We start from the raw sequence: 20,738 nt of genomic DNA, 5'->3' as shown, positions 1-20,738 counted from the left end.
GGCCCGGCCGCGGGGCGCGGCCCTTTGGCCGGGACGGGGCGCGCGGGGGGAAACTGCAGGACCATCGCGGCCCGGCCGGCGTCGTCCGCCAGGGCCGGGTCCGCGACATGGACCAGCGCCCCGGCCGCCTGCGCGGCCCTGACCAGCGCGGCATCCGTTTCGGGCATGCCCGTGGCGATCAGGGCCAGGGCGGCGCCCTCGAACGTGTCGGGCCGCAGCCGCGGCTGGTGCCGGACGCGCCCGTCCGCGACGGCATCTTCCAGCCCGGGCTCCGGCGCCGGGCCCAGGATCACGATCCGGGCGCCGCCGGGCAGGAGCTGGCGGGCCAGGCGCGCCGCCTCGGGGCCGGTGGCGCAGATCACCACGCGGCGGCCGTCCAGGCACAGCATCATCGGAAAGGGTGTCATCTCGCATCCTCGAAAAGCAAAGGGGGACCGCCTGGTGCCGCGGTTCGCGACAGCATGGGCAGCCTTGCCGTTGGCCCGGTCATTCGGGGGGAGTCGCGGCGCCGTTGCCGCATGGATCACTTTCCGCCTCTTCGGCCGTCCGGGCAAGGGCAGCATGCCGCGGCGCCGCGATATCGCCTCCGCGCGACGGCGGAACCTCCGGGGCTGCGTAAATTCCGGGCAGTTCTCGGCGGGGGCCGGCAAGGGGCTCCATGTCGCGGGGGACGGCGTTCGGGCCGCGTTGAATCCCGCCGGCAATCCATGTTTGATGACGCGGCAGCCCCCGGTTGCCCCCCAGGTTTGACTGCGTGACGATGAATGAGTGATACCCGACTGATCCGCTGGGTCGAAAAAACGATGTTCGACCGGCGGGTCGAGACTGTCCTGTCCTCGCTTCCCGGCCCGCTGGGGCGCGACGACAACAATGTCTTCTCGCTGCACGAACTCGAAGGATTCGCCGATGTCGATGTCGTCAGCTTCGATTTCTTCGATACCCTGTTCTTCCGCGAACACCTGTGCATGGACCAGGTCTTCGCCAAGACGGCCCAGCTGGGTGCGGCGCTGGTGGATGCGCCGCGCGAAGAGGTGTTCCGCGCGCTGAGCGCCTGCCGCGGCTACGGCTCCTTCCAGCTCAAGCGGCAGATGCAGGCGGCGGGCAAGGGCGACGAGCCCAGGCTGTGCGATATCTTCGCCCGCGCGCTGGCGCCCTTCGTCGCCGACCCGGCGGAGCGGGCGCGCCTGGCCCACCGGCTGGTCGAGCTGGAAACCGGGATCGAACTGTCCAATCTCGTGCCCAATGCCGAGGCGGCGCCGGTGCTGCGCAACCTCAAGCTGCTGGGCCGCCGGGTGATCGTGGTGTCGGACATGTACCTGCCCGCCGCCTCGCTGGCCAAGGTTCTCGCCGCGCACGGGCTGGACGGTCATGTCGACGACCTGATCGTGTCCTCGGAATTCGGACGGACCAAGAATTCCGGCGATCTCTTCGAGGTGGTGGCCGATCGCTGCGGCGTGCCCCGCGAGCGGGTCCTTCATGTCGGGGACAACTGGAACAACGACTGCGTGCGTCCGCGCGAACGCGGGTTCCGCTCGGTGCATTACTACAATCACGACCAGGAGAACGAGGTCCGCCGGGTCTCGGGACTGCATGCGCTGCCGCGTCCGGGATCCGTGCGCGCGCGCGAGCTGCGCCGCGATCACGGGCTGGCCGATCCGCGCAGCCTGTCCTCGCTGGACCGGGTCGTGTCGCAGGTCATTGCGCCCGCGGCCGCGCTTTTCGTGCATGACGTTCTGACCCGCGCGGTGCGGCGGCGGTCCTCGCACCTGTTCTTCCTGACCCGCGACGGCACGATTTTCCGCGAGATCGCCGAGGCGATGGTGGCCGCGGCGCCGTCGCTCTATCCGCTGGAGGCGGAGTTCCGCACCCTGGCCACCAGCCGCGCCACCGGCGCGCTGCTGGGCTTCACGCCCACGGATTCCGACTATCTCTACATCACCACCGAGTACCTGTCGGAGGTGAAGTTCAGCTTTGCCCGGTTCCGCCGCATCTTCGGTGTGTCTGACAGCGATTTCCACGCGCTGTCGGAGGCGACCCGCAGCCATGTCGACTGGCTGGGCGACGACATGGGCATCGACGGGTTCCGCGACCTCTACTGGGGCTGGGACGATTTCCGCCGCCTCGTGCAATCCTCGGTGCATCGCAAGACCGCGCTGGTCACCGGCTATCTGGAGCAGGAGGGCCTGTTCCGCGCGCATAACCCGCTGCTGGTGGATATCGGGTACTCGGGCACATGGGGAAAGCAGATCTCGCCCGCGCTGGAGAAGCGCGAGAGGATGGGCCTGCCGGTCCCCGACGAAATCGGCTTCGAGTTCTTCGCCACCAACCGGTTCTTCACCGGCAATGTGGGCCGGATGCATCCCTCGATCACCATGGGGCCCGGGCGGATCCTGGACCATCGCCGCACCGACCTGGCGCTGGCCTGCCTGAACTATGCCTGGCTGGAGCCCTTCTTCCTCGACCCGACCCTGGGCAAGCTCGACGGGTTCGAGGCGCAGGGCGGCCGCATCCGGCCGAGATTCCGCGACCCGGCCTTCACCGTCGCCGAACGGGCCCGCATCGAGGGGCTGCGCCACGCCCTGGTCGGGCGCTGCGCGCAATTCGCCGGCGATCTGCTGGCGCGAGAGGGCACGGTGGAGGAACTGCGCCGCCTCGTGCAGGACCGGATGGTGCGGCTGGTGGGCTATCCGCGCCGCGGCGAGGTGGGCGCGATCAACAGCCTCGCCCATGAACGCGGCATGGAGACGGTCAAGGCGCAGGAGATCGCGCCGCATTTCTGGCCGAACAACTTCCGGGCCAAGATCAACTACCTGATGATGAACGACCACTGGATCCAGGGCAGCCTGTCGCGCAGCCATATGGGCGTGCTGAACCATGCGCTTGCCTGGTATTTCGCCCGGACCAGGACGGATTTCGAGGACTGGAAGCCATGACCGCGCCGCGCCGCATCCTGCATTACAACTGGGCGCAGTTCGACGACCCGGAATTCCGCGGTGGCGGCGTCTCGGTCTATCTGCGCAACCTGCTGGACCGCCTGGCAGGGGATCCGGGCTACGAGTTCACCGTGCTCAGCGCCGGGCACCACTATACCTATACCAATCGCAAGCCGCGCTACGAGCCGACCCCGAACATCCTGTCGGATCGCGGGGTGAAGACCTTCCGCATCCTCAATTCGCCGGTCAAGGCGCCCGCCCATGACATGTTCTACGATATCGGGCTGTGGCGCTCGGACCCGGAGGTGGCGAAGGTTTTCGCCCAGGTGCTGACGGCGCAGGGGCCCTTCGACGACGTGGTGCTGCATTCGATGGAGGGGATTTCCTCGGAGGTGCTGGCGCTGCGCGAGAAATTCCCGCAGACCCGGTTCCACTACATGTGGCACAATTACATGCCGCTTTGCCCGCAGATCGAACTGCTGCATCAGAACCGGTTCGACTGCATGGATTACGAGGACGGGCGCAAATGCCAGGGCTGCCTCGCGGGCTTTCACAGCCGCGACCAGCTGATCGCGCCGCAGCGCTTCGGCACGTCGCTGGAATTCGCGCGGCTCTCGGGGCGGCCGCTGGGCAATTTCCTGTTCGGGCTGGGGATCGGCAGCTTCAAGATCGCGCAGGCGACGGGCTATTTCCTGAAGGATCTGCGCCGCTCGGTGCGCGGGGCATTCTCGCGCGATGACGGATCTGCACCGCGCGGGCGGGGATTCCAGTCGGTGGATCTCGCCGCCGAGGGGCCCGGCCCGGCGGGGCGGCCTCTGGCGCCGGTGGCGCGCAAGGCCGGCGAATACCGCGCCTGGCGCGAGCTGAACCTGGCCCTGCTGAACCGCTTCGACAGCCATATGTGCGTCTCGCAGCTGGTGGCCGACACCATCACCCGGCTTGGCATGCTGCCGCAGAAGGTGCAGGTGACGCCGCTGGGGATGGATCTGCATGCCACGCCCGCGCAGATGCGCGCCCGTGCCGCGGCGAAACCCCGGCGCGACCGGATGCGGATTTCCTTCATCGGCTACGGGATCCCGTCCAAGGGGCTGCCCTTCATCACCGAGGCGCTGATGAAGGCCGATCTGCCGGTGCTGAAGGAGAAGGCGGAACTGGTGATCTATGCCCGGCTGGGCGATCACGAGCTGTGCAAGCTGACGCCGCTGACCGAACGTTTCGCGGATGTGCGCGTCGTGCAGGGCTACGAGCGCAAGGACCTTGCCAGGATCGCCTCCGATATCGACCTGAACATCGTGCCCTCGATCTGGCGCGAGACCTACAACCAGGTGGCCTACGAGCTTCTGTGCCTCGGCACGCCGTCCCTGCTGTCCACGACGGTGGGGCTGGGCATGTTCTGGGACCGGCATCCGGAATTCGTTTTCCGGTCTGGAAGTCACGAGGATTTTGTTGCAAGGCTCGGGCGGATCGTGGCCGAGCCGCGCCTGCTGGAGGCGTTCTGGACAAATCCCCCGGAGCTTCCAACGATGGACCAACATATCGCTACGGCCCTTGCAGCGATGCAGGGCGGCAAGAGGAATGAAGCAGCATGAGCAGAACCTCGGCACTGATCGTCAAAGGCAATCCCCGTACCGAGGGGCCGCGGACCTATATCGTCTTCGGAGACATGCGCGGCGGAACGACGATGATCGGCGGAGTCATGCGCGCGCTCGGCATCTTCATGGGCGAGAACATCAACGAGGACAACCAGGAGAGCTTCCAGTTCAACGGTCCCTCGGTCCAGGACATGCGCGACGCGATCGACCAGAACAACCAGAACCACCAGGTCTGGGGCTGGAAATTCCCGCATGCCGCCGACTACATCGACCATCTGTGGGAAAAGATCCGCAATCCGCACCTGGTCTGCGTGTTCCGCGATCCCGTCTCCAACGGGCGCGGCTGGAACCGCTGGCATCCGATCGGCCAGATCCAGGCGGTGCAGCAATGCCTGCTGCGCCAGCAGAAGAACCTCAACCTCATCACGCTGCGCAACTGCCCCTCGATCCTGATCTCCTACGAGAAGGCGGAACGTCACAAGGCCGAGTTCCTGGCCGAGTTCGCCGAATCCCTGGGGATCGTCCCGGATCATGACCGGTTCGATTTCCGCGGCTTCATGGCCGCCGAAAGCTACAAGAAGCTGGCCGATTACGTGATCGATCCCGCCGTGGCGCGCCAGGAGTGACGGGGGCGCGGCGCCCGCAGACGGCGCCGCGCACCGGTCCGGTCAGGCCGGAGCGGCCGCCATCAGGCACAGGATCTCGAACATCAGCGAGGCGCCCAGCCAGGCGGTGATGCCGCCATTGTCGAAGGGCGGCGCGACCTCCACCAGATCCGCCGCCGCGATCCTCACCCCGTCCAGTTCGCGCAGCACCTGCTGGGCCTGGAAACTGGTCGGGCCGCCCACTTCGGGCGTGCCGGTGCCGGGGGCGAAGGCGGGATCGACGAAATCGATGTCATAGCTCAGATAGGCGGGGGCCTCGCCCAGGATCTCGCGCGCCTCCGCCATCACGTCGGGGATGCCGCGCGCGAAGACCTCCTCGATGCGGATGATGCGGATGCCCTCGGCGCGGGCGAAATCCAGGTCCTCGGTGTCGTAGGCGGTGCCGCGGATGCCGATCTGCACCATCCGCTTCGGATCGATCAGCCCTTCCTCGACGGCGCGCCGGAAGGGCGTGCCATGGGTGAATTTCTCGCCGCCGAAATAGCTGTCGAACAGGTCCGTATGGCTGTCGAACTGGATGAAGCCCAGAGGCGCGTCGCGGGCGACCGCGCGCAGGACCGGCAGCGACACCAGGTGATCGCCCCCCGCCGTCAGCGGCCGGATGCCCATGGCCACCAGCGGCGCATAGAAGGCGGTGATCCGCTCCAGGCTGTCGAGGACGCTGGCGGGGTTGGGGGGAACATCGCCCAGATCGGCGCAGGTCATCGCCTCGAAGGGGCGCAACCCGGTCACCGGATGCTGCGCGCGGATCATGGTGGAGGCATCGCGCAGCGCCCGCGGCCCGTGGCGGGCGCCGGGACGGTTGGTGGTGCCGCCATCCCAGGGCACGCCGATCAGGCCGATCGCCACCTCTGCCAGGCGCGGGTCATCCGCGCCCAGATGGGGCAGGCGCATGAAGCTGGGAACCCCGGCATAGCGCGGCAGCGCATTGGCCGAGGCGGGGATGAAATCGGTGGCGGACATCGGGAACCCTTTGCTGACAGGCCGCGCGGGCGGCCGGGCGAGACTGGGAAATTCCGCACCCGCTGGCAAGGGGGCGGGTCAGCCCAGGCTGTTGCGGAATTCCGGCGCCGCCCCGGGCAGAAGCCGCACGGCGCTGAGCCCGCCGCCCCGGAAGGCGCCGCTATCGACCGCGATGCGCGTGCCCCGGGCCCGGGCGGGACGGGTGATGACATGGCCATGCACGATCCAGGGCGGGTCGCGGCGCAGATGGCGGTAGAAGGCCGGATCGCCCCAGAGCAGCAGCGCGGGATCCTGCCGGTGATCGGGTCGGCGCACGGACCAGGCGGCATGGACCGCCACCACATCGCCCGAGATCAGCCAAAGCGGGCGCGCGGCCAGCCAGTCCAGCCTCTCGGCGCCGATGGCGGCCCGGGCCTCCGCCGCGATCCGCGCCGGATCTGCGCTGGCCTCGCGGGGGGGCGGGGCGATGCCGAAGCTTTCCAGCGTCGCCGCCCCGCCCGCGGCCAGCCAGCGCCCCTGCGGGTCGTGCCCGTCGAGGAAATCCAGCATCATCCGCTCATGGTTGCCCATCAGGACCTCGGCCGGGCCGGGATGCTCGGTGCAGAGCCGCATGGCCCGGTCGATCACGCCGCGGCTGTCGGGCCCGCGATCCACCAGGTCGCCCAGCAGCACCAGCTGCGGCCCCGCCTCGAGCCAGTCCCCGATGCGCGCTAGGAGCGCCTCGAGATCCCCGAGGCAGCCATGGATGTCGCCGATCGCCACGAGCGGCGCGGCGGGACAGGGCGGCGGGGCGCGGCGCAGGAGCCGCGCGGCAAGGTGTCGGATCATGCGGTCTCCGTTGCGCTGCGCCTGCAGCCTAGGCGGCCGGGCGGCCGGAGGTCATCCCCTTTTCGTGCCGGGCCGGGCGATGTTCCGCCGGTTTGGCCCCGCGCCGCGAGCCGGGCTTGCCAGGTCTCCGCCCGCCGGCAAGCTCCGGCACCAAAGCAAGAGCAGACAAACGGACGGATGCCCGACATGACCCGATTTCTTCCCGCGGCCCTTTGCGGCGCGGTGCTTTTCCTCGGTGGCTGCGCCTCGATGACCGAGATGGAGCGCACCCTGGTGGGCGGCGGCGCGGGGCTGCTGCTGTCGGGGCCGGTGGGGGTCCCGCCGCTGCTGGGCGCCTCCGTGGGCGCGCTTGGCGGGCTCGTGTCGGATGACGTGCTGGGATACTGAGCCGGGGCTCAGCCCGCGCCGGGCTGACGCGCCTCGCGAAGCTCCTGCTGGCGCAGGGGCAGCTTGTCGATGACCCGCGTCAGTTCGCGCACATCCCAGGGCGCGGGCTTGCGCAGTTCCACCCGGCCGTCCTTGCCGACCAGCACCACCGAGAAGCCCCGCGGGCGCAGCGCGCGGCGCAGCGGCCCGCGCGCCTCCGGATCGGTATCGGTCAGCACGATCACGTCGCGTTCGGCCAGCGGATCCGGCCGGGCCTGCAGCATCTCCATCTGCTGGACATAGCGCGGATCGTCCGGCGTGTCGGCGAAGACCACCACCGGGCGTTTCACCCAGAGATAGCCGTCCAGCTCCGCGGGGGCGCCGACGAATATGCCGTCAGCCGGGGCGGCGGTTGCGGAAAGCAGCAGGGCGAAGGCGGTGGCCAGAAGCCGGGAAGCGCGCGTCATGTCCCAGATATAGGAAGTTCCGCGGCTGAAACGAAGAACAAAGCCGCGTCAGATCGGCTGCGGATGCGCTTGGTCACATTGCAAGATGCGCCGGTTGCGGGCAAACCGGCTGCATGTCGATCTGGTCCCGCATCGCCCAAGCCCTCTCCGCCCTCGCCTCGGGCGAGCCGCTCGCGCGGCTGTTCGACCGTCTGCGCACGCCCCCCGAACGGTCGGTGGGCTTCACCATCGCGGTGATCGCGCTGGGGGCGAAGATGGCCAAGGCGGACGGGCAGGTCACCCGCGACGAGGTCCGCGCCTTCCGCGAGGTGTTCCTGATCCCGCCGGGGGAGGAGGCGAATGCCGCGCGGGTGTTCAACCTGGCGCGCCAGGACGTGGCGGGGTTCGAGGAATATGCCCGCCGCGTGCGCGGCATGTTCGGCGCGGGCGATCCGGTGCTGCGCGACCTGGTGGAGGGCCTGTTCCACATCGCCGTCGCCGATAGCAGCTTCCATCCCGAGGAGGAGGATTTCCTCGGCCGCGTGGCGGCGATCTTCGAGCTGGGCCCGCGCGAGTTCCGCGCGATACGCGCGCGCTTCGTCAAGGATGCCGAACCCGATCCCTATGATGTGCTGGATGTCGATCCGCAGGCTCCCATCCCCGAGATCCGCGCCGCCTGGCACCGGCTGGTGCGCGAGAACCATCCCGACCGGATGATCGCCCGCGGCGTGCCCGAGGAAGGCGTGAAGCTGGCCGAGAAGCGGCTGATCGCGATCAACCGCGCCTGGGAGGAAATCTCGGGGCGCGCCGCCTGAGCCGTCTCAGCCGCCGGGCGGCGGCTGCACCGCGGTCTCGGCCTCCAGCGCCTTGGCCAGGGCCTGGAACCGGGCCTGCGCGACCTCGCCGAAAAGCGGCAGCGTGTGATCCGACAGGTGCAGCACCAGCCGCCGTCCAGTCGGGTCCCAGTCGAGCCGCCCGATATCGGCATCGCCGCCCAGCGTCAGCATCGCCGCGAAGCGCAGCGCCCGGCCCAGGATCTCGGCCTCGCGCACATCCTCGTCGCGGATCAGCGGCCGCAGCGCGTCGAAGCGGCTGCCCGCGCGGCTGTTCTTGTAGCGGTGCAGCAGCGCCAGCCCCAGGAAGACCCGCTCGGAATGGCTCAGCCCGCCCATGTTGGCCCGCGCCGCGTAGTCGAAGCAGACCTCGGCGCGGTAGTCGGGATGGGTGCGCCAGCTGACGTCATGCAGAAGGCAGGCCGCCTTGATGAGGCGCAGCCTCTCGCGGTCGGCATCCGGAAACAGCCCGCGCACGTAATCGTAGAGCATGGGACCGAAACCCGGCACGCGCGCCGAGGTGGTTTCGGCATGGCGGCAGGATTCGATCAGCGGATCGGCGCTGCGCAGCGCCTCGGGCATCTCCTCGTAGAGCAAGCCCTCGCGCAGCCCGTAGGCCGAGACGAACAGCTCCTCGGGTTCCATCACCTTCAGCAGCCCGCGCAGCACCTGGCCCGCCATCGGCAGCAGCGCCATGCGGTCCCCCGAGATCCCGGCCTGCTTGCGCAGCAGCTGGGGATCGGCGCTGTCGATCAGGTCCAGCGTGGCGGGCAGGCTGTCGCGATCCAGGCGGTATTCATGCAGCACCTGGAGCGGGTAGTCGCGGCGCACCATGTCGATCTTGGCGATGGCCCGCCAGGATCCGCCGACGAGATACAGCCGCGACGGCTGCCCGGGCATGGCCTCGCGCAGCCGGGCCAGGTGCTCCTCGACGCGGTGGCGCACCGCCTTTTCCGAGCCGAGCCGCGCCAGCGCCAGCGGCCCCAGCGGGGAGGTGTCGCGCCAGCCGATCTCGCCATTGGCGACCTCGGCCAGTTCCATAGAGGAGCCGCCGATATCGCAGACATGGCCCGAGGCTTCGGGCCAGCCCAGCAGGACGCCCTGCGCCGCCAGCCGGGCCTCCTCGGCGCCGTCGATCACCCGCAGCCGCATGCCGGTCTTCTCCAGGACCTCCTGGCGGAATTCGGGTCCGTCCTCGGCCACGCGCATCGCCGCGGTGGCCACGGCCAGCATCGGGGTGATGCCCAGGCTGTCGCCGATGCGCTGGAACCGGTTGAGCGCCGCCAGGGCGCGGGTCCTGCCCTCGGGGTTCAGCCGTCCGGTCTCGGCCAGGTCGCGGCCCAGTCCGCACAGCACCTTCTCGTTGAAGAAATAGGCCGGGGACCGCGCGGCCCCGTCGAAGATGACCAGCCGCACGGAGTTGGAGCCGACATCGACAACCCCCACGCGGGAGAGGCGGTGAACATCTGCCGGATCGACCGGCGGCGGACCGAAGAAGCCTGGATCAGGTGACAAGTGCTGGTTCCGATGATGTCAAATCCGTTGCCTAACTAGGGGCAATCGGGGGGGCGGCGCAACCTCGCCGTCCCGCCTGCGACGCAGGGGCATCCCCCGCCGCGGGGGCGGGGGGGGGCCGGATCACTCGCGCAGAAGCGGCGCGCGGTCGGGGTCGTGACCGGGCCGGATGTCCTGCGGCAGGGTCAGCTGCGGCACGTCGCCGATCCCGGCGGAACCGCGCCCCGACAGCGAGGGGGTGCGCATGAAGAAGTCATGGCAGCTGAAGACGCCGGGCCCGCGCGCGGCCTCGGGGCGCCTGAACTGCCCGTCGGGCATCAGCACCCAGCTATGGGCCTCGTCGCGCAGGTTGGCGGCCATGATCTGCTCGACGATCTGGTCGCGCACCGTGTCGTTGTGGATCTCCACCAGCGTTTCCACCCGGCGGTTGAGGTTGCGCCCCATCCAGTCGGCGGAAGAGATGAAGACCCGCGCCGCGTCCGAGGGCAGCCCGCCGCCATTGCCGAAGCAGACGATGCGGCTGTGTTCCAGGAACCGGCCCACGATCGACTTGACGCGGATGTTCTCGCTGAGGCCCTTGATGCCGGGCCGCACGCCGCAGATGCCGCGCACCACCAGGCTGATCTTCACCCCCGCCTGGCTGGCCTTGTAGAGCGCGTCCACCACCTCCGGGTCGATCACCGCGTTCATCTTGGCCCAGACCTCGGCGGGCCGCCCCTGGGCGGCATGCAGCGCCTCGCGCTCCAGCGCCTCCAGCAGGAAGGGCTTCAGCGAATAGGGGCTGATCTTGAGATTCTCCAGCATGTCGGGCTTCGCGTAGCCCGAGAGGTAGTTGAAGATCCGCGTGGCGTCGCGCCCCAGCGCCTCGTCGCAGGTCAGGAGGCTGACATCGGTATAGATGCGCGCGGTGATCGGGTGGTAGTTGCCGGTGCCGTAATGCGAATAGGTCACCAGCCGCCCCGCCTCGCGGCGCACGACCGAGCTGATCTTGGCATGGGTCTTGTAGTTTGTGAAACCGTAGACGACATGCACGCCCGCGCGTTCCAGCATTCGGCTCTGGCGGATATTGGCGGCCTCGTCGAACCGCGCCTTCAGCTCCACCAGCGCCGTGACCGACTTGCCGTCCTCCGCCGCCTCGCACAGCGCCGCCACGATCGGGCTGTCGCGCGAGGTGCGGTAGAGCGTCTGCTTGATCGCCAGGACATCCGGGTCGCGCGCCGCCTGCTGCAGGAAGCGCACCACCATGTCGAAGCTTTCATAGGGATGGTGCAGCAGCATGTCCTTCTGGCGCACCGCGCCGAAGATGTCGCCGTCGAAATCCTGCACCCGTTCGGGCACGCGCGGCGTGTAGGAGGGCCACATCAGGTCCGGGCGGTTGTCCAGCACCAGTTCCTTTAGGTCGACGACGCCGATCATCCCCTTGATGTCGACGACCTCCTCGTCCTTCAGCCCGGTCTCGTGCACGATCATCCCGCGCAGTTCCCGGGGCGCCCCGGCCGAGATCTTCATGCGGATGACCTCGCCGCGGCGGCGGCGCTTCAGCGCCACCTCGAATTCGCGCACCAGGTCCTCGGCCTCCTCCTCGACCTCCAGGTCCGAGTTGCGCAGGATCCGGAAGGCGCAGTCGCCGATCAGGTCATATCCGGGGAACAGGTGTTCCACATGCATCAGCAGCAGGTCTTCCAGCGGCAGGAAGCGCTGGCGCTGGCTGCGGCCCGCGGGCAGGGGCAGGAAGCGCGGCACCTGGCCCGGCACCGGCAGCAGCGCGCGCAGGTTGCGCTTGTCGCTGCGCCGCTCCAGCATCAGCGCCAGCGCGAAGCCGCCATTCTGGATGAAGGGGAAGGGATGCGCGGGATCGACCGCCAGCGGGGTCAGCACGGGGAAGACCTGGGACAGGAAATGCTGTTCCATGACCGTGCGGTCGGCGGCGCTGAGCCCCTTGCGGTCGACCACCACGATGCCCTCGGCCTCCATCTCCCGGCGCAGCCCGTTCCAGCAGCGCTGCTGCTCCTGCATGAGCTTGCGCGCATCGGCATCGATCAGGGCCAGCTGTTCGGCAGGGGTGCGTCCGTCGGCGGCGGGGGTGGTGATTCCCGAATTGGCCAGCTCGCGCAGGCCCGCGACGCGCACGGTGTAGAATTCGTCCAGGTTGGCGGCCGAGATCGAGACGAAGCGCAGCCGCTCCAGAAGCGGCACGGACGGATTGCCGGCCTCTTCGAGCACGCGCCAGTTGAAGGCCAGCCAGCTGAGTTCCCGGTTGGAGAAGCGCTGCGGCCCCTCGGGGTCGAACCCGGCCAGCTCGGCGGGTTCCAGGAAATCACTGTTGAGAAAATCGGCCGAGTTCAGGGCAGACGGGTCTGCGGGCGGAAAGGCGATGGAAATTCTGGGCCTCCTCGGGGAGCGGGTCCCTCTTGTTCTTGTGTCAGGATTTCGCGGATCATGCTGCGGTCGATCCGCCGGTTCCGGAGCAGATTGGCCCGATCGAGCGCGGCGACCAGCGCCGAGGCTGCGGCGAAGGACCGTTCCATCCGATGCAGCGCATATTCCACCGTCCCGGGCGGAACTGCAAGCTGGCGGTCGGAAAAAAGCTTGACCAGCACCATGCGCAGCGTCTCGGTATCGGGATTGGTCACGCGGATCTGGGCGGCTGCGGTCAGCCGGCTGGACAGGTCGGGCAGGGCGATGCCCCAGTCGCGCACCGCGCCCCGGCCCGTCACCAGGAGCGGCTGGCGCAGGTCGCGGGCCTGGTTGAACAGGTGGAAGGCGATCTGCTCGCGGATGGCGTCGCCGCCCAGCCGGTGGGCATCCTCCAGCACCACCGCCGCGCGTTCGGCGGCGCGCGGCACGCTGTCGGCGGCCAGGCGGTCGGCGCGCAGCACCAGCGCGCCGGTCTCGTGCCGGAAGATCTGGGCCAGGTGGGTCTTGCCGACCCGCGCCGTGCCGGTCAGCACCCGCGCCCCCCCGTCCCAGAAATCCGATGTCAGGATCTCGGACAGCGCCTCGGTGTTGCACGGCCCCTCGAAGAAGCTGCCGCGCGTCATGGCGACGATGCCGGAATGCACGTCGAGGACAAGCTGGGCAGGGGCGGGATCGGTCATCTGGGGTCGGGCGGGGCCTGTCTGGTGGGCATGGAGGCGGGATCGGTCAGCGTGGCGGGCTGCCGGTCGGAGGCCTCGTAGCCGAGATAGAGTCGTCCGGTCTTGTAGCGGTCAACGAAGAACCGAACAAGAACGCCGATCATCGCCGCCAGCGGCACCGCCACCAGCAGCCCGACGAAGCCGAAGATCGCGCCGAAGACCGACAGCGCCAGCAGCAGCCAGACCGGGTGCAGCCCGACCGAGTCGCCCACCAGCTTGGGGGTGATGACATTGCCCTCGATGATCTGGCCGAGGAAGAACACCCCCGCAACCAGCGCGATCATCAGCGGCGCGTCCCAGAACTGCACCACCGCGACGCCAAGCGCCAGCACGCCCCCCGCGATCGCGCCCACGAAGGGGATGAAGGTGACGATCCCGGCCAGCGTGCCGATCAGCATTCCGAAATTCAGCCCCGTCAGCATCAGCCCCAGCGAGTAGTAGACGGCCATGATCAGGCAGACGGTGCCCTGTCCGCGGATGAATCCCGACAGCGTGGCGTCGATCTGCCCCGCCAGGTGGCGGATCACCGGCGCATGGTCGCGCGGCAGCAATTCGTCGATCCGCGCGATCATCCGGTCCCAGTCCACCAGAAGATAGACGGTCACGACCGGCACGATCAGGAACAGCGTGATGACATTGACGAGGCTCATCGCCGAGCTGAGCGCGGTGTTGAGCAGCTCGCCGCCGCGCGCCTTGAGCGTCTCGATCACCGAGGACAGGCTCTGCTGCAGCGCCGATCCCTCCTGCAGCTGCTCGGGGAAGCGCGCGGCCAGGAAGTCGCGGAAGGCCTGGACATAGCCCGGCAGCGCCTCGACGAAGGAGGTCAGCTGGTTGATCAGCGCGGGCACGATCAGCAGCAGGCACAGCGCGAAGACCAGCACCCCCGCCAGCGAGATCACCGTGACCGCCAGCGCGCGGCTGAGCCCCCAGGCCTCCAGCCGGTCGGCGACCGGGTCGAGGAAATAGGCGATGGCCGCGCCCATGACGAAGGGCAGAAGCTGCGGACCGAGGATCCACAGCACCAGCCCGGTGACGATGGCGGCGGTGCCCCAGAACTTTGCCTGGGTCTGGACGGGCAGGGCCATGATACCTCTCGAACGCTGACTGCTACCGGCGGGCCGCAAGGCCCCCGGGGAGACTATAGCGCCGGTTTCGCCGCGGCGCAGGGGATGTTTCCGCCGCAGCCCCGTCGCGCCGGCCGGGTCGGGTATTTCCCACCGCAGGGAAAGCCCGACCTGACAGCGCCGGGCGGGCGCGGCAGTCTGCGCCCGTTCCGTCCGGGAGGATCCTGACATGCGTTCGCTGCTTCTCGCCTGCATCCTGTCGCTGCCGCGCCCCGGCGCGCCTCCGGGGGGACGGCGCCCGCGGCCCTGATGCCGGCGGCCGTCCCTTGCCAAGCGCGGCGCAATCGCCGAAAACCCGCGCGACCCGTTGCCAAGAGGACCCCCCATGCGCCTGAGCCGCTATTTTCTGCCCGTCCTGAAGGAGACCCCCGCCGAGGCGCAGATCGTCAGCCACCGCCTGATGCTGCGTGCGGGCATGATCAAGCAGGCCTCCGCGGGCATCTATTCCTGGCTGCCGCTGGGCTTCCGCGTGCTGGAGCGGATCCAGCAGATCGTCCATGAGGAACAGGAGCGCGCGGGTCATGTGCCGCTGCTGATGCCGACTCTGCAATCGGCGGACCTGTGGCGCGAGTCGGGCCGCTATGACGCCTATGGCGAGGAAATGCTGCGCATCAAGGATCGCGGCGGGCGGGACCTGCTGTTCAGCCCCACCGCCGAGGAGCTGATCACCGACATCTTCCGCAGCTACGTGAAATCCTACAAGGACCTGCCGCTGACGCTCTACCAGATCCAGTGGAAGTTCCGCGACGAGATCCGCCCGCGTTTCGGCGTGATGCGCGGCCGCGAATTCCTGATGAAGGACGGCTACAATTTCGACCTGACGAAGGAGGCGGCGCTGCATGCCTATAACCGCCACCTGGTCAGCTATCTGCGCACCTATGAACGCATGGGGCTGAAGGCGATCCCGATGCGCGCCGATTCGGGTCCGATCGGCGGCGAGGACACGCATGAATTCCTGGTTCTGGCGGAAACCGGCGAATCCGAGGTGTTCTATGACAGCGCCGTGACCGACCTGACCTTCGGCGACCGGGTGATCGACTATGACAGCGTCGAGGAATGCGCGGGCGTGCTGGAGGAATTCACCTCGCGCTATGCCCGCACCGACGAGACCCATGATCCGGCGCTGTTCGATGCCATCCCCGAGGAACGCCGCCGCACCGCGCGCGGCATCGAGGTCGGGCAGATCTTCTATTTCGGCACCAAGTATTCCGAGCCGCTGGGCGCCACGGTGCAGGATGCCGAGGGCAACAAGGTGCCGGTCCACATGGGGTCGCACGGGATCGGCGTCAGCCGCCTTCTGGGCGCGCTGATCGAGGCCAATCACGACGACAAGGGCATCATCTGGCCCGAGGGCGTCACCCCGTTCCATTGCGGCATCGTCAACCTCAAGCAGGGCGACGCGGCGGCGGATGCGGCCTGCGAGAACCTCTATGACCAGCTCAGGACCGCCGGTCTGGAGCCGCTCTATGACGACCGCGACGAGCGGGCCGGGGCCAAGTTCGCGACGATGGACCTGATCGGCCTGCCCTGGCGGATCACCGTCGGTCCGCGCGGGCTGAAGAACGGGGTGGTCGAACTGACCTCGCGCCGCACCGGCGAAAGCGAGGAGATGGCACCCGAGGCGGCGGTGCAGCGCATCGTCGGGATCTATCGCGACCATCCGTGACGGCATCGCTTGCCGGGCGGGGGCCGCGCCGCGCCCGTCCGGCAGGAATGACGCATGCCTATTTTAATGTATGAATTTATCGTGATCTCCCGCTAGGCTCGGACCGTGGCGGCCAGAACGGCCGCGGATCGGGGGGATTTCAAGATGTTCAGTCGCGTTTTGGCGGAATTCGTGGGGACGTTCTGGCTGGTCTTTGCCGGCTGCGGCAGCGCCATCCTGGCGGCGGGGATCGCCGATGTCGGGATCGGCTGGCTGGGGGTGAGCCTGGCCTTTGGCCTGTCGGTGACCACCATGGCCTATGCGGTGGGCCATGTCTCGGGCGGGCATTTCAACCCGGCGGTGACGCTGGGGCTGACGCTGGCGGGGCGGTTCGACCCCAAGGACGTGGCGCCCTACTGGCTGGCGCAGGTGGCGGGGGCCATCGCGGCGGCGGCGCTGCTGTATTTCATCGTCGCGGGACAGGCGGATTTCGCGGGCACCGGCGGCTTTGCCACCAACGGCTTCGCCGAGGCCTCGCCGCAGAATTACGGCATGGTCGCGGCCATCGTCACCGAGATCGTGCTGACCGCGGTGTTCCTGGTCGTCATTCTCGGCGCCACCTCTGCGCGGGCGCCCGCGGGCTTCGCGCCGCTGGCCATCGGGCTGACCCTGACGCTGATCCACATGATCTCGATCCCGATCGACAACACCTCGGTCAACCCGGCGCGCTCCACCGGCGTGGCGCTCTTCGCGGAAGGCCCGGCGCTGCTGCAGCTGTGGGTGTTCTGGGTGGCGCCGCTGGTCGGCGCCGCGATCGGGGCGCTGGTCTGGCAGGGGCTGGAGGACGGCTACGGCGCGACCCACCCGGCCGAGTGACGCGCCCTGGCCCTTGAAGATCTCCCGGGCCGGTGGCATTCCCGCGGCCGGCCGCGGGGATGCGGCGGAAAGGGGCAGGGCGATGTCATCTGCGCAACGGGGCGCCCGCAGCCTCGGCGATCTGCAAGAGGCGGGGCTGGTCGGGCCCGAGGTCTCCGCCGAGCTGCGGCAGGTGGCGGACCGCTATGCCGTATCGGTCACGCCCGGCATCCTGCGCGCGCTGCGCGACGGGACGGCCGGGGAGGGCATCGCCCGCCAGTACATCCCGGCCGCCGAGGAACTGCGCGACAGCCCGGCAGAGCTGGACGACCCGATCGGCGACGGGGCCCATGCGCCCGTTGCGGGGGTCGTCCACCGCTATGACGACCGGGTGCTGCTGAACGTGCTGAAGACCTGCGCCGTTTATTGCCGCTTCTGCTTCCGCCGCGAGATGGTGGGGCCGGGGGCGCGGGGGCTGGATGCGGACGGCCTGGCGGCGGCGCTGGATTACATCCGCAGCGATCCGCGCATCTGGGAGGTGATCCTCTCGGGGGGCGATCCCCTGACCCTGTCGCCGCGGCGGATCCGGGCGATCCTGTCGGAACTGGCGGAGATCGGCCATGTCGGCGTCGTGCGCTTCCACACCCGCATCCCCTCCGTCGCGCCCGAGATGGTGACCGAGGACCTGCTGGAGGCGCTGCGCGCCTTCCCGGCGGTCTATGTCGTGCTGCATGCCAACCATCCCGAGGAACTGACCCCGGAGGTGCGCGGGGCGATCGCGCGGATCGTCGACCGCGGCATCCCGATGCTGTCGCAGACGGTGCTGCTGCGCGGGGTGAATGACGATGCGGCGGTGCTGGGCGATCTGTTCAAGGGGCTCGTGCGCAACCGGGTGAAGCCCTATTACCTGCATCATGCCGACATGGCGCGCGGCACCGGCCATTTCCGCACCACCATCGCCGAGGGCCAGGCCGTGGTCGAGGCGCTGCGCGCGGGCCATTCGGGCCTGTGCCAGCCGCATTACGTCCTGGACCTGCCCGGCGGCGCGGGCAAGGTGCCGATCCCGGCCGCGCGGATCGTCCCCCGCGAGGGCGGCGGATACGCGGTGCGCGATAGCCGCGGCGACTGGCACGGCTATGACGAGGACGTGCCGGAGCGCGGCGGATCCTAGCCGCGCCTAGCTGCAGATGCCTTTCGCCTCGACGCCATTCCAGGGCAGGGCGATCCGGCGGGCGCTTTCGTGATCTGCCATGCCGGGGAAATAGCGCGCCAGCAGCGCCCGCAGCCGGCCGGTGCGCGCGCCTTCGGGATCCAGCGCGCGGCAGCAGACATATTCCTCCACCAGGCTGGCCTGCTGTTCATAGCCGTAATCCAGGAAATCGCGGCCCGGCGCGATCTCGAACAGGTAGGGATCGTCGCTGACCCCGTGTTCGGCGGCGGCCTTCCAGGGGGCATAGCCGGTCGTGGCGCGATGCTGCCACTGCCAGACATGGGTGGCCTCATGGGCGAGGAACATAGCCTGCGGCAGGGGCAGGGTGTCGGGATAGTCCGGCAGGTAGTCGCCCGCATGGATCCGCCGCGCGATCAGGATCCGGTCGAAGACCGTCACCCCCGCCGCATGGCCCGTCACCTCGCCCTCCTCGGGCGGCCAGATCTTCTCGCGGCAGGTGACGGCGGGGCGCGCGGGCCGGGTGATCGGCCAGCGCCCGATGATCGCGCCCTTGGTGAGGGAGATCCGCGAGGCATCCAGCCCCGGCCCGTGGGTGGTGGCGAGGAACGCCGTCTCGGTCCCGGTCAGCGGGCGCGTCGCGCAGCCCGCCAGCGCCAGCGCCGCGATCAGCAGCAGGCTACGCAATGATCTCGAACTTCGTCACGTCGACCATGCCCCGGTCGGTGATCTTCAGCGCCGGGATCACCGGCAGGGCGAGGAAGGCAAGCTGCAGGAACGGCTCCTCCAGCGTGATCCCCAGCGAGGCGGCGGCGGCGCGCAGCTCGACCAGCCGGTCGCGCACCTCCTCGAAGGGCAGCAGGCTCATCAGCCCGGCGACCGGCAGCGCCAGCTCGGCCAGGATCTCGCCATCCCTGGCAACGACGAAGCCGCCCTCGATCTCGCTCAGCCGGTTCGCCGCCAGCGCCATGTCGGCGTAATCGGCGCCGACGACGGCGATGTTGTGATGGTCGTGGCAGACGGTGGAGGCCACGGCCCCTGCCGTCATCCCGAAGCCCCGGACGAAGCCGTTGGCGATGTTGCCGTTCTTGCCGTGACGTTCGATCACGGTGATGCGCATCAGGTCGCGTTTCGCGTCGGGGGCCTTGTCGCCATCGGCGATGGCGATGGTCTCCTGCAGGTGATCGGTCAGGATCTGCCCCTCGCGGATGCCGATCACGTCGGTCGCCTCGGCATTCCCGGCCAGGCGGAAGCTTTCGGGCGCGACCTCGGGGGCGCGCACCGACTGGCGGCCGATGGGCGCCACGGGCGTGCGCGTGGCAAAGGCGGTCTCGGTTACTTCCACCCCTGCGGCCAGCACCAGCTGCGCATGGCAGCCCTCCAGGCTGTCGATGGCGACGATGTCGGCGCGCTTGCCCGGCGCGATCTGGCCGCGATCCTTCAGCCCGAAAGCCTCCGCCGCGGACAGGGTCGCGGCGCGATAGGCGGCCAGGGGCGGGGTGCCCAGCTGGATCAGGCGGCGGATCATGTAATCCAGGTGCCCGTGCTCGTCGATATCCAGCGGATTGCGGTCATCGGTGCACAGGCACATATAGGGCGAGGTCCGTTCGCTCAGCAGCGGCTGCAGCGCCTCCAGATCCTTCGAGACCGACCCTTCGCGGATCAGGATGCGCATCCCCTTGCGGAGCTTCTCCAGCGCCTCGTCCGCATTGGTCGCCTCATGCTCGGTGCGGATGCCCGCGGCGACATAGGCGTTCAGATCCTTGCCCGACAGAAGCGGCGCATGCCCGTCGATATGGCCGCGCTGATAGAGGCGCAGCTTGGCCAGCGCTGCCGGGTCGCGATGGATGACGCCGGGATAATTCATGAACTCCGCCAGCCCGATCCCCGAGGGATGGCCCATCAGCGGCCGCAGGTCGGACGCCTCCAGCCGCGCGCCCGCGGTTTCCATATGGGTCGAGGGCACGCAGGAGCTGATCTGCACGCGCAGATCCATCAGCAGGTGGCGCGAACAGTCCTGGAACCAGCGGATGCCCTTGGCGCCCAGGACATTGGCGATCTCGTGCGGGTCGCAGATCGCGGTGGTGACGCCGCGCGGCGTGACGCAGCGGTCGAATTCCATCGGCGTGACCAGAGAGGATTCGACATGCAGATGCGTGTCGATGAAGCCGGGCACCAGGATCTGTCCGGTGACGTCGATGATCCGCTGGCCCTCGTAGCTGTCGCAGATGCCGACGATCGTGTCGCCGCAGATGGCGACATCGCCGTCGAGCAGCTCGCCGGTGACCAGGTCCAGAACCCTGCCGCCCCGGAGCACCAGATCGGCGGGCTGGTCGCCGCGGCCCTGGGCGATGCGTGCGTCGAGATCTGACATGCGGGATACTCCGTCACTGGTCGTTCGGGGGCGACCATGGCAGAGCGCGCGGCGCTTGGAAAGATGCCCCGACGGCGCGGCGGCGGCCCCGGTCATTGCGCAGCATCCGGGTCGCGGGCCGGGCGGATCCGTGGCGCAATGGCCCGGTCCGCAACAGGAGGGATGCATCATGGAGACGGCCGGGGAAATGGAAGGGCGCAGCGTCATCGTCACCGGCGCCAGCAGCGGGATCGGCGCGGCGGCGGCGCGGCTGCTGGTGCGGCGCGGGGCGCGGGTGGTGCTGGCCGCGCGGCG

Annotated in this window: 18 protein-coding genes; 8 read left to right on the top strand and 10 right to left on the bottom strand. The window is 69.1% G+C overall.

The features are described from left to right. Window positions 1–407: NAD(P)-dependent oxidoreductase (locus tag ICN82_RS18270; RefSeq protein ID WP_226898591.1), on the bottom strand; the 407-nt coding region annotated here is incomplete at its 3' end. Window positions 408–764: 357 nt separating this feature from the next. Between ICN82_RS18270 and ICN82_RS18265 the strand changes: the two genes are divergently transcribed. From ICN82_RS18265 to ICN82_RS18255, 3 genes are read left to right on the top strand one after another with little or no spacing between them, the layout of a single operon-like run. Continuing rightward, a complete protein-coding gene (locus tag ICN82_RS18265) occupies window positions 765–2,933 on the top strand; it encodes an HAD-IA family hydrolase (protein ID WP_193185782.1) in 2,169 nt (722 codons plus the stop codon). Next, window positions 2,930–4,522 carry a glycosyltransferase family protein gene (locus ICN82_RS18260; protein ID WP_193185779.1) on the top strand — a complete coding sequence of 531 codons (1,593 nt, stop codon included), beginning with the start codon at window positions 2,930–2,932 and terminating at the stop codon, window positions 4,520–4,522. The genes ICN82_RS18265 and ICN82_RS18260 overlap by 4 nt, the downstream gene beginning before the upstream one ends. Then, window positions 4,519–5,151 (top strand): hypothetical protein, encoded by a 633-nt coding sequence (locus ICN82_RS18255; protein WP_193185776.1) that lies wholly within the window; start codon window positions 4,519–4,521, stop codon window positions 5,149–5,151. The genes ICN82_RS18260 and ICN82_RS18255 overlap by 4 nt, the downstream gene beginning before the upstream one ends. A 42-nt stretch (window positions 5,152–5,193) precedes the next feature. Here the strand turns inward: ICN82_RS18255 and speB are convergent, their stop codons facing one another. Both speB and ICN82_RS18245 read right to left on the bottom strand, forming a co-directional pair. Beyond that, window positions 5,194–6,153 (bottom strand): agmatinase, encoded by a 960-nt coding sequence (gene speB / locus ICN82_RS18250; RefSeq protein ID WP_193185773.1) that lies wholly within the window; start codon window positions 6,151–6,153, stop codon window positions 5,194–5,196. A 78-nt stretch (window positions 6,154–6,231) separates the two neighbouring features. Next, the gene (locus ICN82_RS18245; protein WP_193185772.1) at window positions 6,232–6,981 is read right to left on the bottom strand and encodes a metallophosphoesterase; all 750 of its coding nucleotides are present in this window, start codon (window positions 6,979–6,981) and stop codon (window positions 6,232–6,234) included. Window positions 6,982–7,167: 186 nt separating this feature from the next. On the opposite strand from ICN82_RS18245, the gene ICN82_RS18240 reads away from it, so the two are divergent. Then, window positions 7,168–7,368, top strand: a complete 201-nt coding sequence (locus ICN82_RS18240; RefSeq protein WP_193185770.1) for a hypothetical protein — start codon at window positions 7,168–7,170, stop codon at window positions 7,366–7,368. An 8-nt stretch (window positions 7,369–7,376) separates the two neighbouring features. On the opposite strand, the gene ICN82_RS18235 is transcribed toward ICN82_RS18240, so the two are convergent. Then, a complete protein-coding gene (locus ICN82_RS18235; protein WP_193185768.1) occupies window positions 7,377–7,814 on the bottom strand; it encodes a DUF4174 domain-containing protein in 438 nt (145 codons plus the stop codon). 113 nt (window positions 7,815–7,927) lie between these two features. Here ICN82_RS18235 and ICN82_RS18230 point away from each other — a divergent pair, with 113 nt between their 5' ends. Beyond that, window positions 7,928–8,608, top strand: coding sequence for a molecular chaperone DjiA (locus tag ICN82_RS18230; protein WP_193185765.1), 681 nt, complete (start codon window positions 7,928–7,930; stop codon window positions 8,606–8,608). Between the two features lie 6 nt (window positions 8,609–8,614). Here ICN82_RS18230 and ICN82_RS18225 read toward each other — a convergent pair whose 3' ends face one another. The 4 genes from ICN82_RS18225 to ICN82_RS18210 all read right to left on the bottom strand — a co-directional run bounded on the left by ICN82_RS18225 (window position 8,615) and on the right by ICN82_RS18210 (window position 14,363). Further along, window positions 8,615–10,141: a Ppx/GppA family phosphatase gene (locus tag ICN82_RS18225; RefSeq protein ID WP_193185762.1), complete on the bottom strand. Its 1,527-nt coding sequence runs from the start codon at window positions 10,139–10,141 to the stop codon at window positions 8,615–8,617. Window positions 10,142–10,264: 123 nt separating this feature from the next. Continuing rightward, complete coding sequence (locus ICN82_RS18220; RefSeq protein WP_193185785.1) at window positions 10,265–12,487, bottom strand: RNA degradosome polyphosphate kinase; 2,223 nt, start codon at window positions 12,485–12,487, stop codon at window positions 10,265–10,267. Beyond that, complete coding sequence (locus ICN82_RS18215; protein ID WP_193185788.1) at window positions 12,484–13,239, bottom strand: P-loop NTPase family protein; 756 nt, start codon at window positions 13,237–13,239, stop codon at window positions 12,484–12,486. Before ICN82_RS18215 ends, ICN82_RS18220 begins: the two co-directional genes overlap by 4 nt. Further along, window positions 13,236–14,363 carry an AI-2E family transporter gene (locus ICN82_RS18210; protein WP_193185758.1) on the bottom strand — a complete coding sequence of 376 codons (1,128 nt, stop codon included), beginning with the start codon at window positions 14,361–14,363 and terminating at the stop codon, window positions 13,236–13,238. The genes ICN82_RS18215 and ICN82_RS18210 overlap by 4 nt, the downstream gene beginning before the upstream one ends. A gap of 364 nt (window positions 14,364–14,727) precedes the next feature. Here ICN82_RS18210 and proS point away from each other — a divergent pair, with 364 nt between their 5' ends. From proS to ICN82_RS18195, 3 genes are all read left to right on the top strand, one after another. After that, window positions 14,728–16,068 carry a proline--tRNA ligase gene (gene proS / locus ICN82_RS18205; protein ID WP_193185756.1) on the top strand — a complete coding sequence of 447 codons (1,341 nt, stop codon included), beginning with the start codon at window positions 14,728–14,730 and terminating at the stop codon, window positions 16,066–16,068. A 144-nt stretch (window positions 16,069–16,212) separates the two neighbouring features. Further along, a complete protein-coding gene (aqpZ, locus tag ICN82_RS18200; protein WP_193185753.1) occupies window positions 16,213–16,923 on the top strand; it encodes an aquaporin Z in 711 nt (236 codons plus the stop codon). Between the two features lie 82 nt (window positions 16,924–17,005). Next, a complete protein-coding gene (locus ICN82_RS18195; RefSeq protein ID WP_193185750.1) occupies window positions 17,006–18,073 on the top strand; it encodes a lysine-2,3-aminomutase-like protein in 1,068 nt (355 codons plus the stop codon). Window positions 18,074–18,079: 6 nt separating this feature from the next. Here ICN82_RS18195 and ICN82_RS18190 read toward each other — a convergent pair whose 3' ends face one another. Beyond that, window positions 18,080–18,757, bottom strand: a complete 678-nt coding sequence (locus ICN82_RS18190) for a hypothetical protein (RefSeq protein ID WP_193185748.1) — start codon at window positions 18,755–18,757, stop codon at window positions 18,080–18,082. Further along, a complete protein-coding gene (ade, locus tag ICN82_RS18185) occupies window positions 18,750–20,444 on the bottom strand; it encodes an adenine deaminase (RefSeq protein ID WP_193185745.1) in 1,695 nt (564 codons plus the stop codon). Before ade ends, ICN82_RS18190 begins: the two co-directional genes overlap by 8 nt. Window positions 20,445–20,738 lie beyond the last annotated feature (294 nt).

Origin of the sequence: Mangrovicoccus algicola (assembly GCF_014903745.1) — a bacterium.
GTDB classification, from domain to species: Bacteria; Pseudomonadota; Alphaproteobacteria; order Rhodobacterales; family Rhodobacteraceae; genus Mangrovicoccus; species Mangrovicoccus algicola.
Note: the sequence above shows the minus strand (reverse complement) of the source record. Positions and strands in the feature narration are given on the sequence as shown.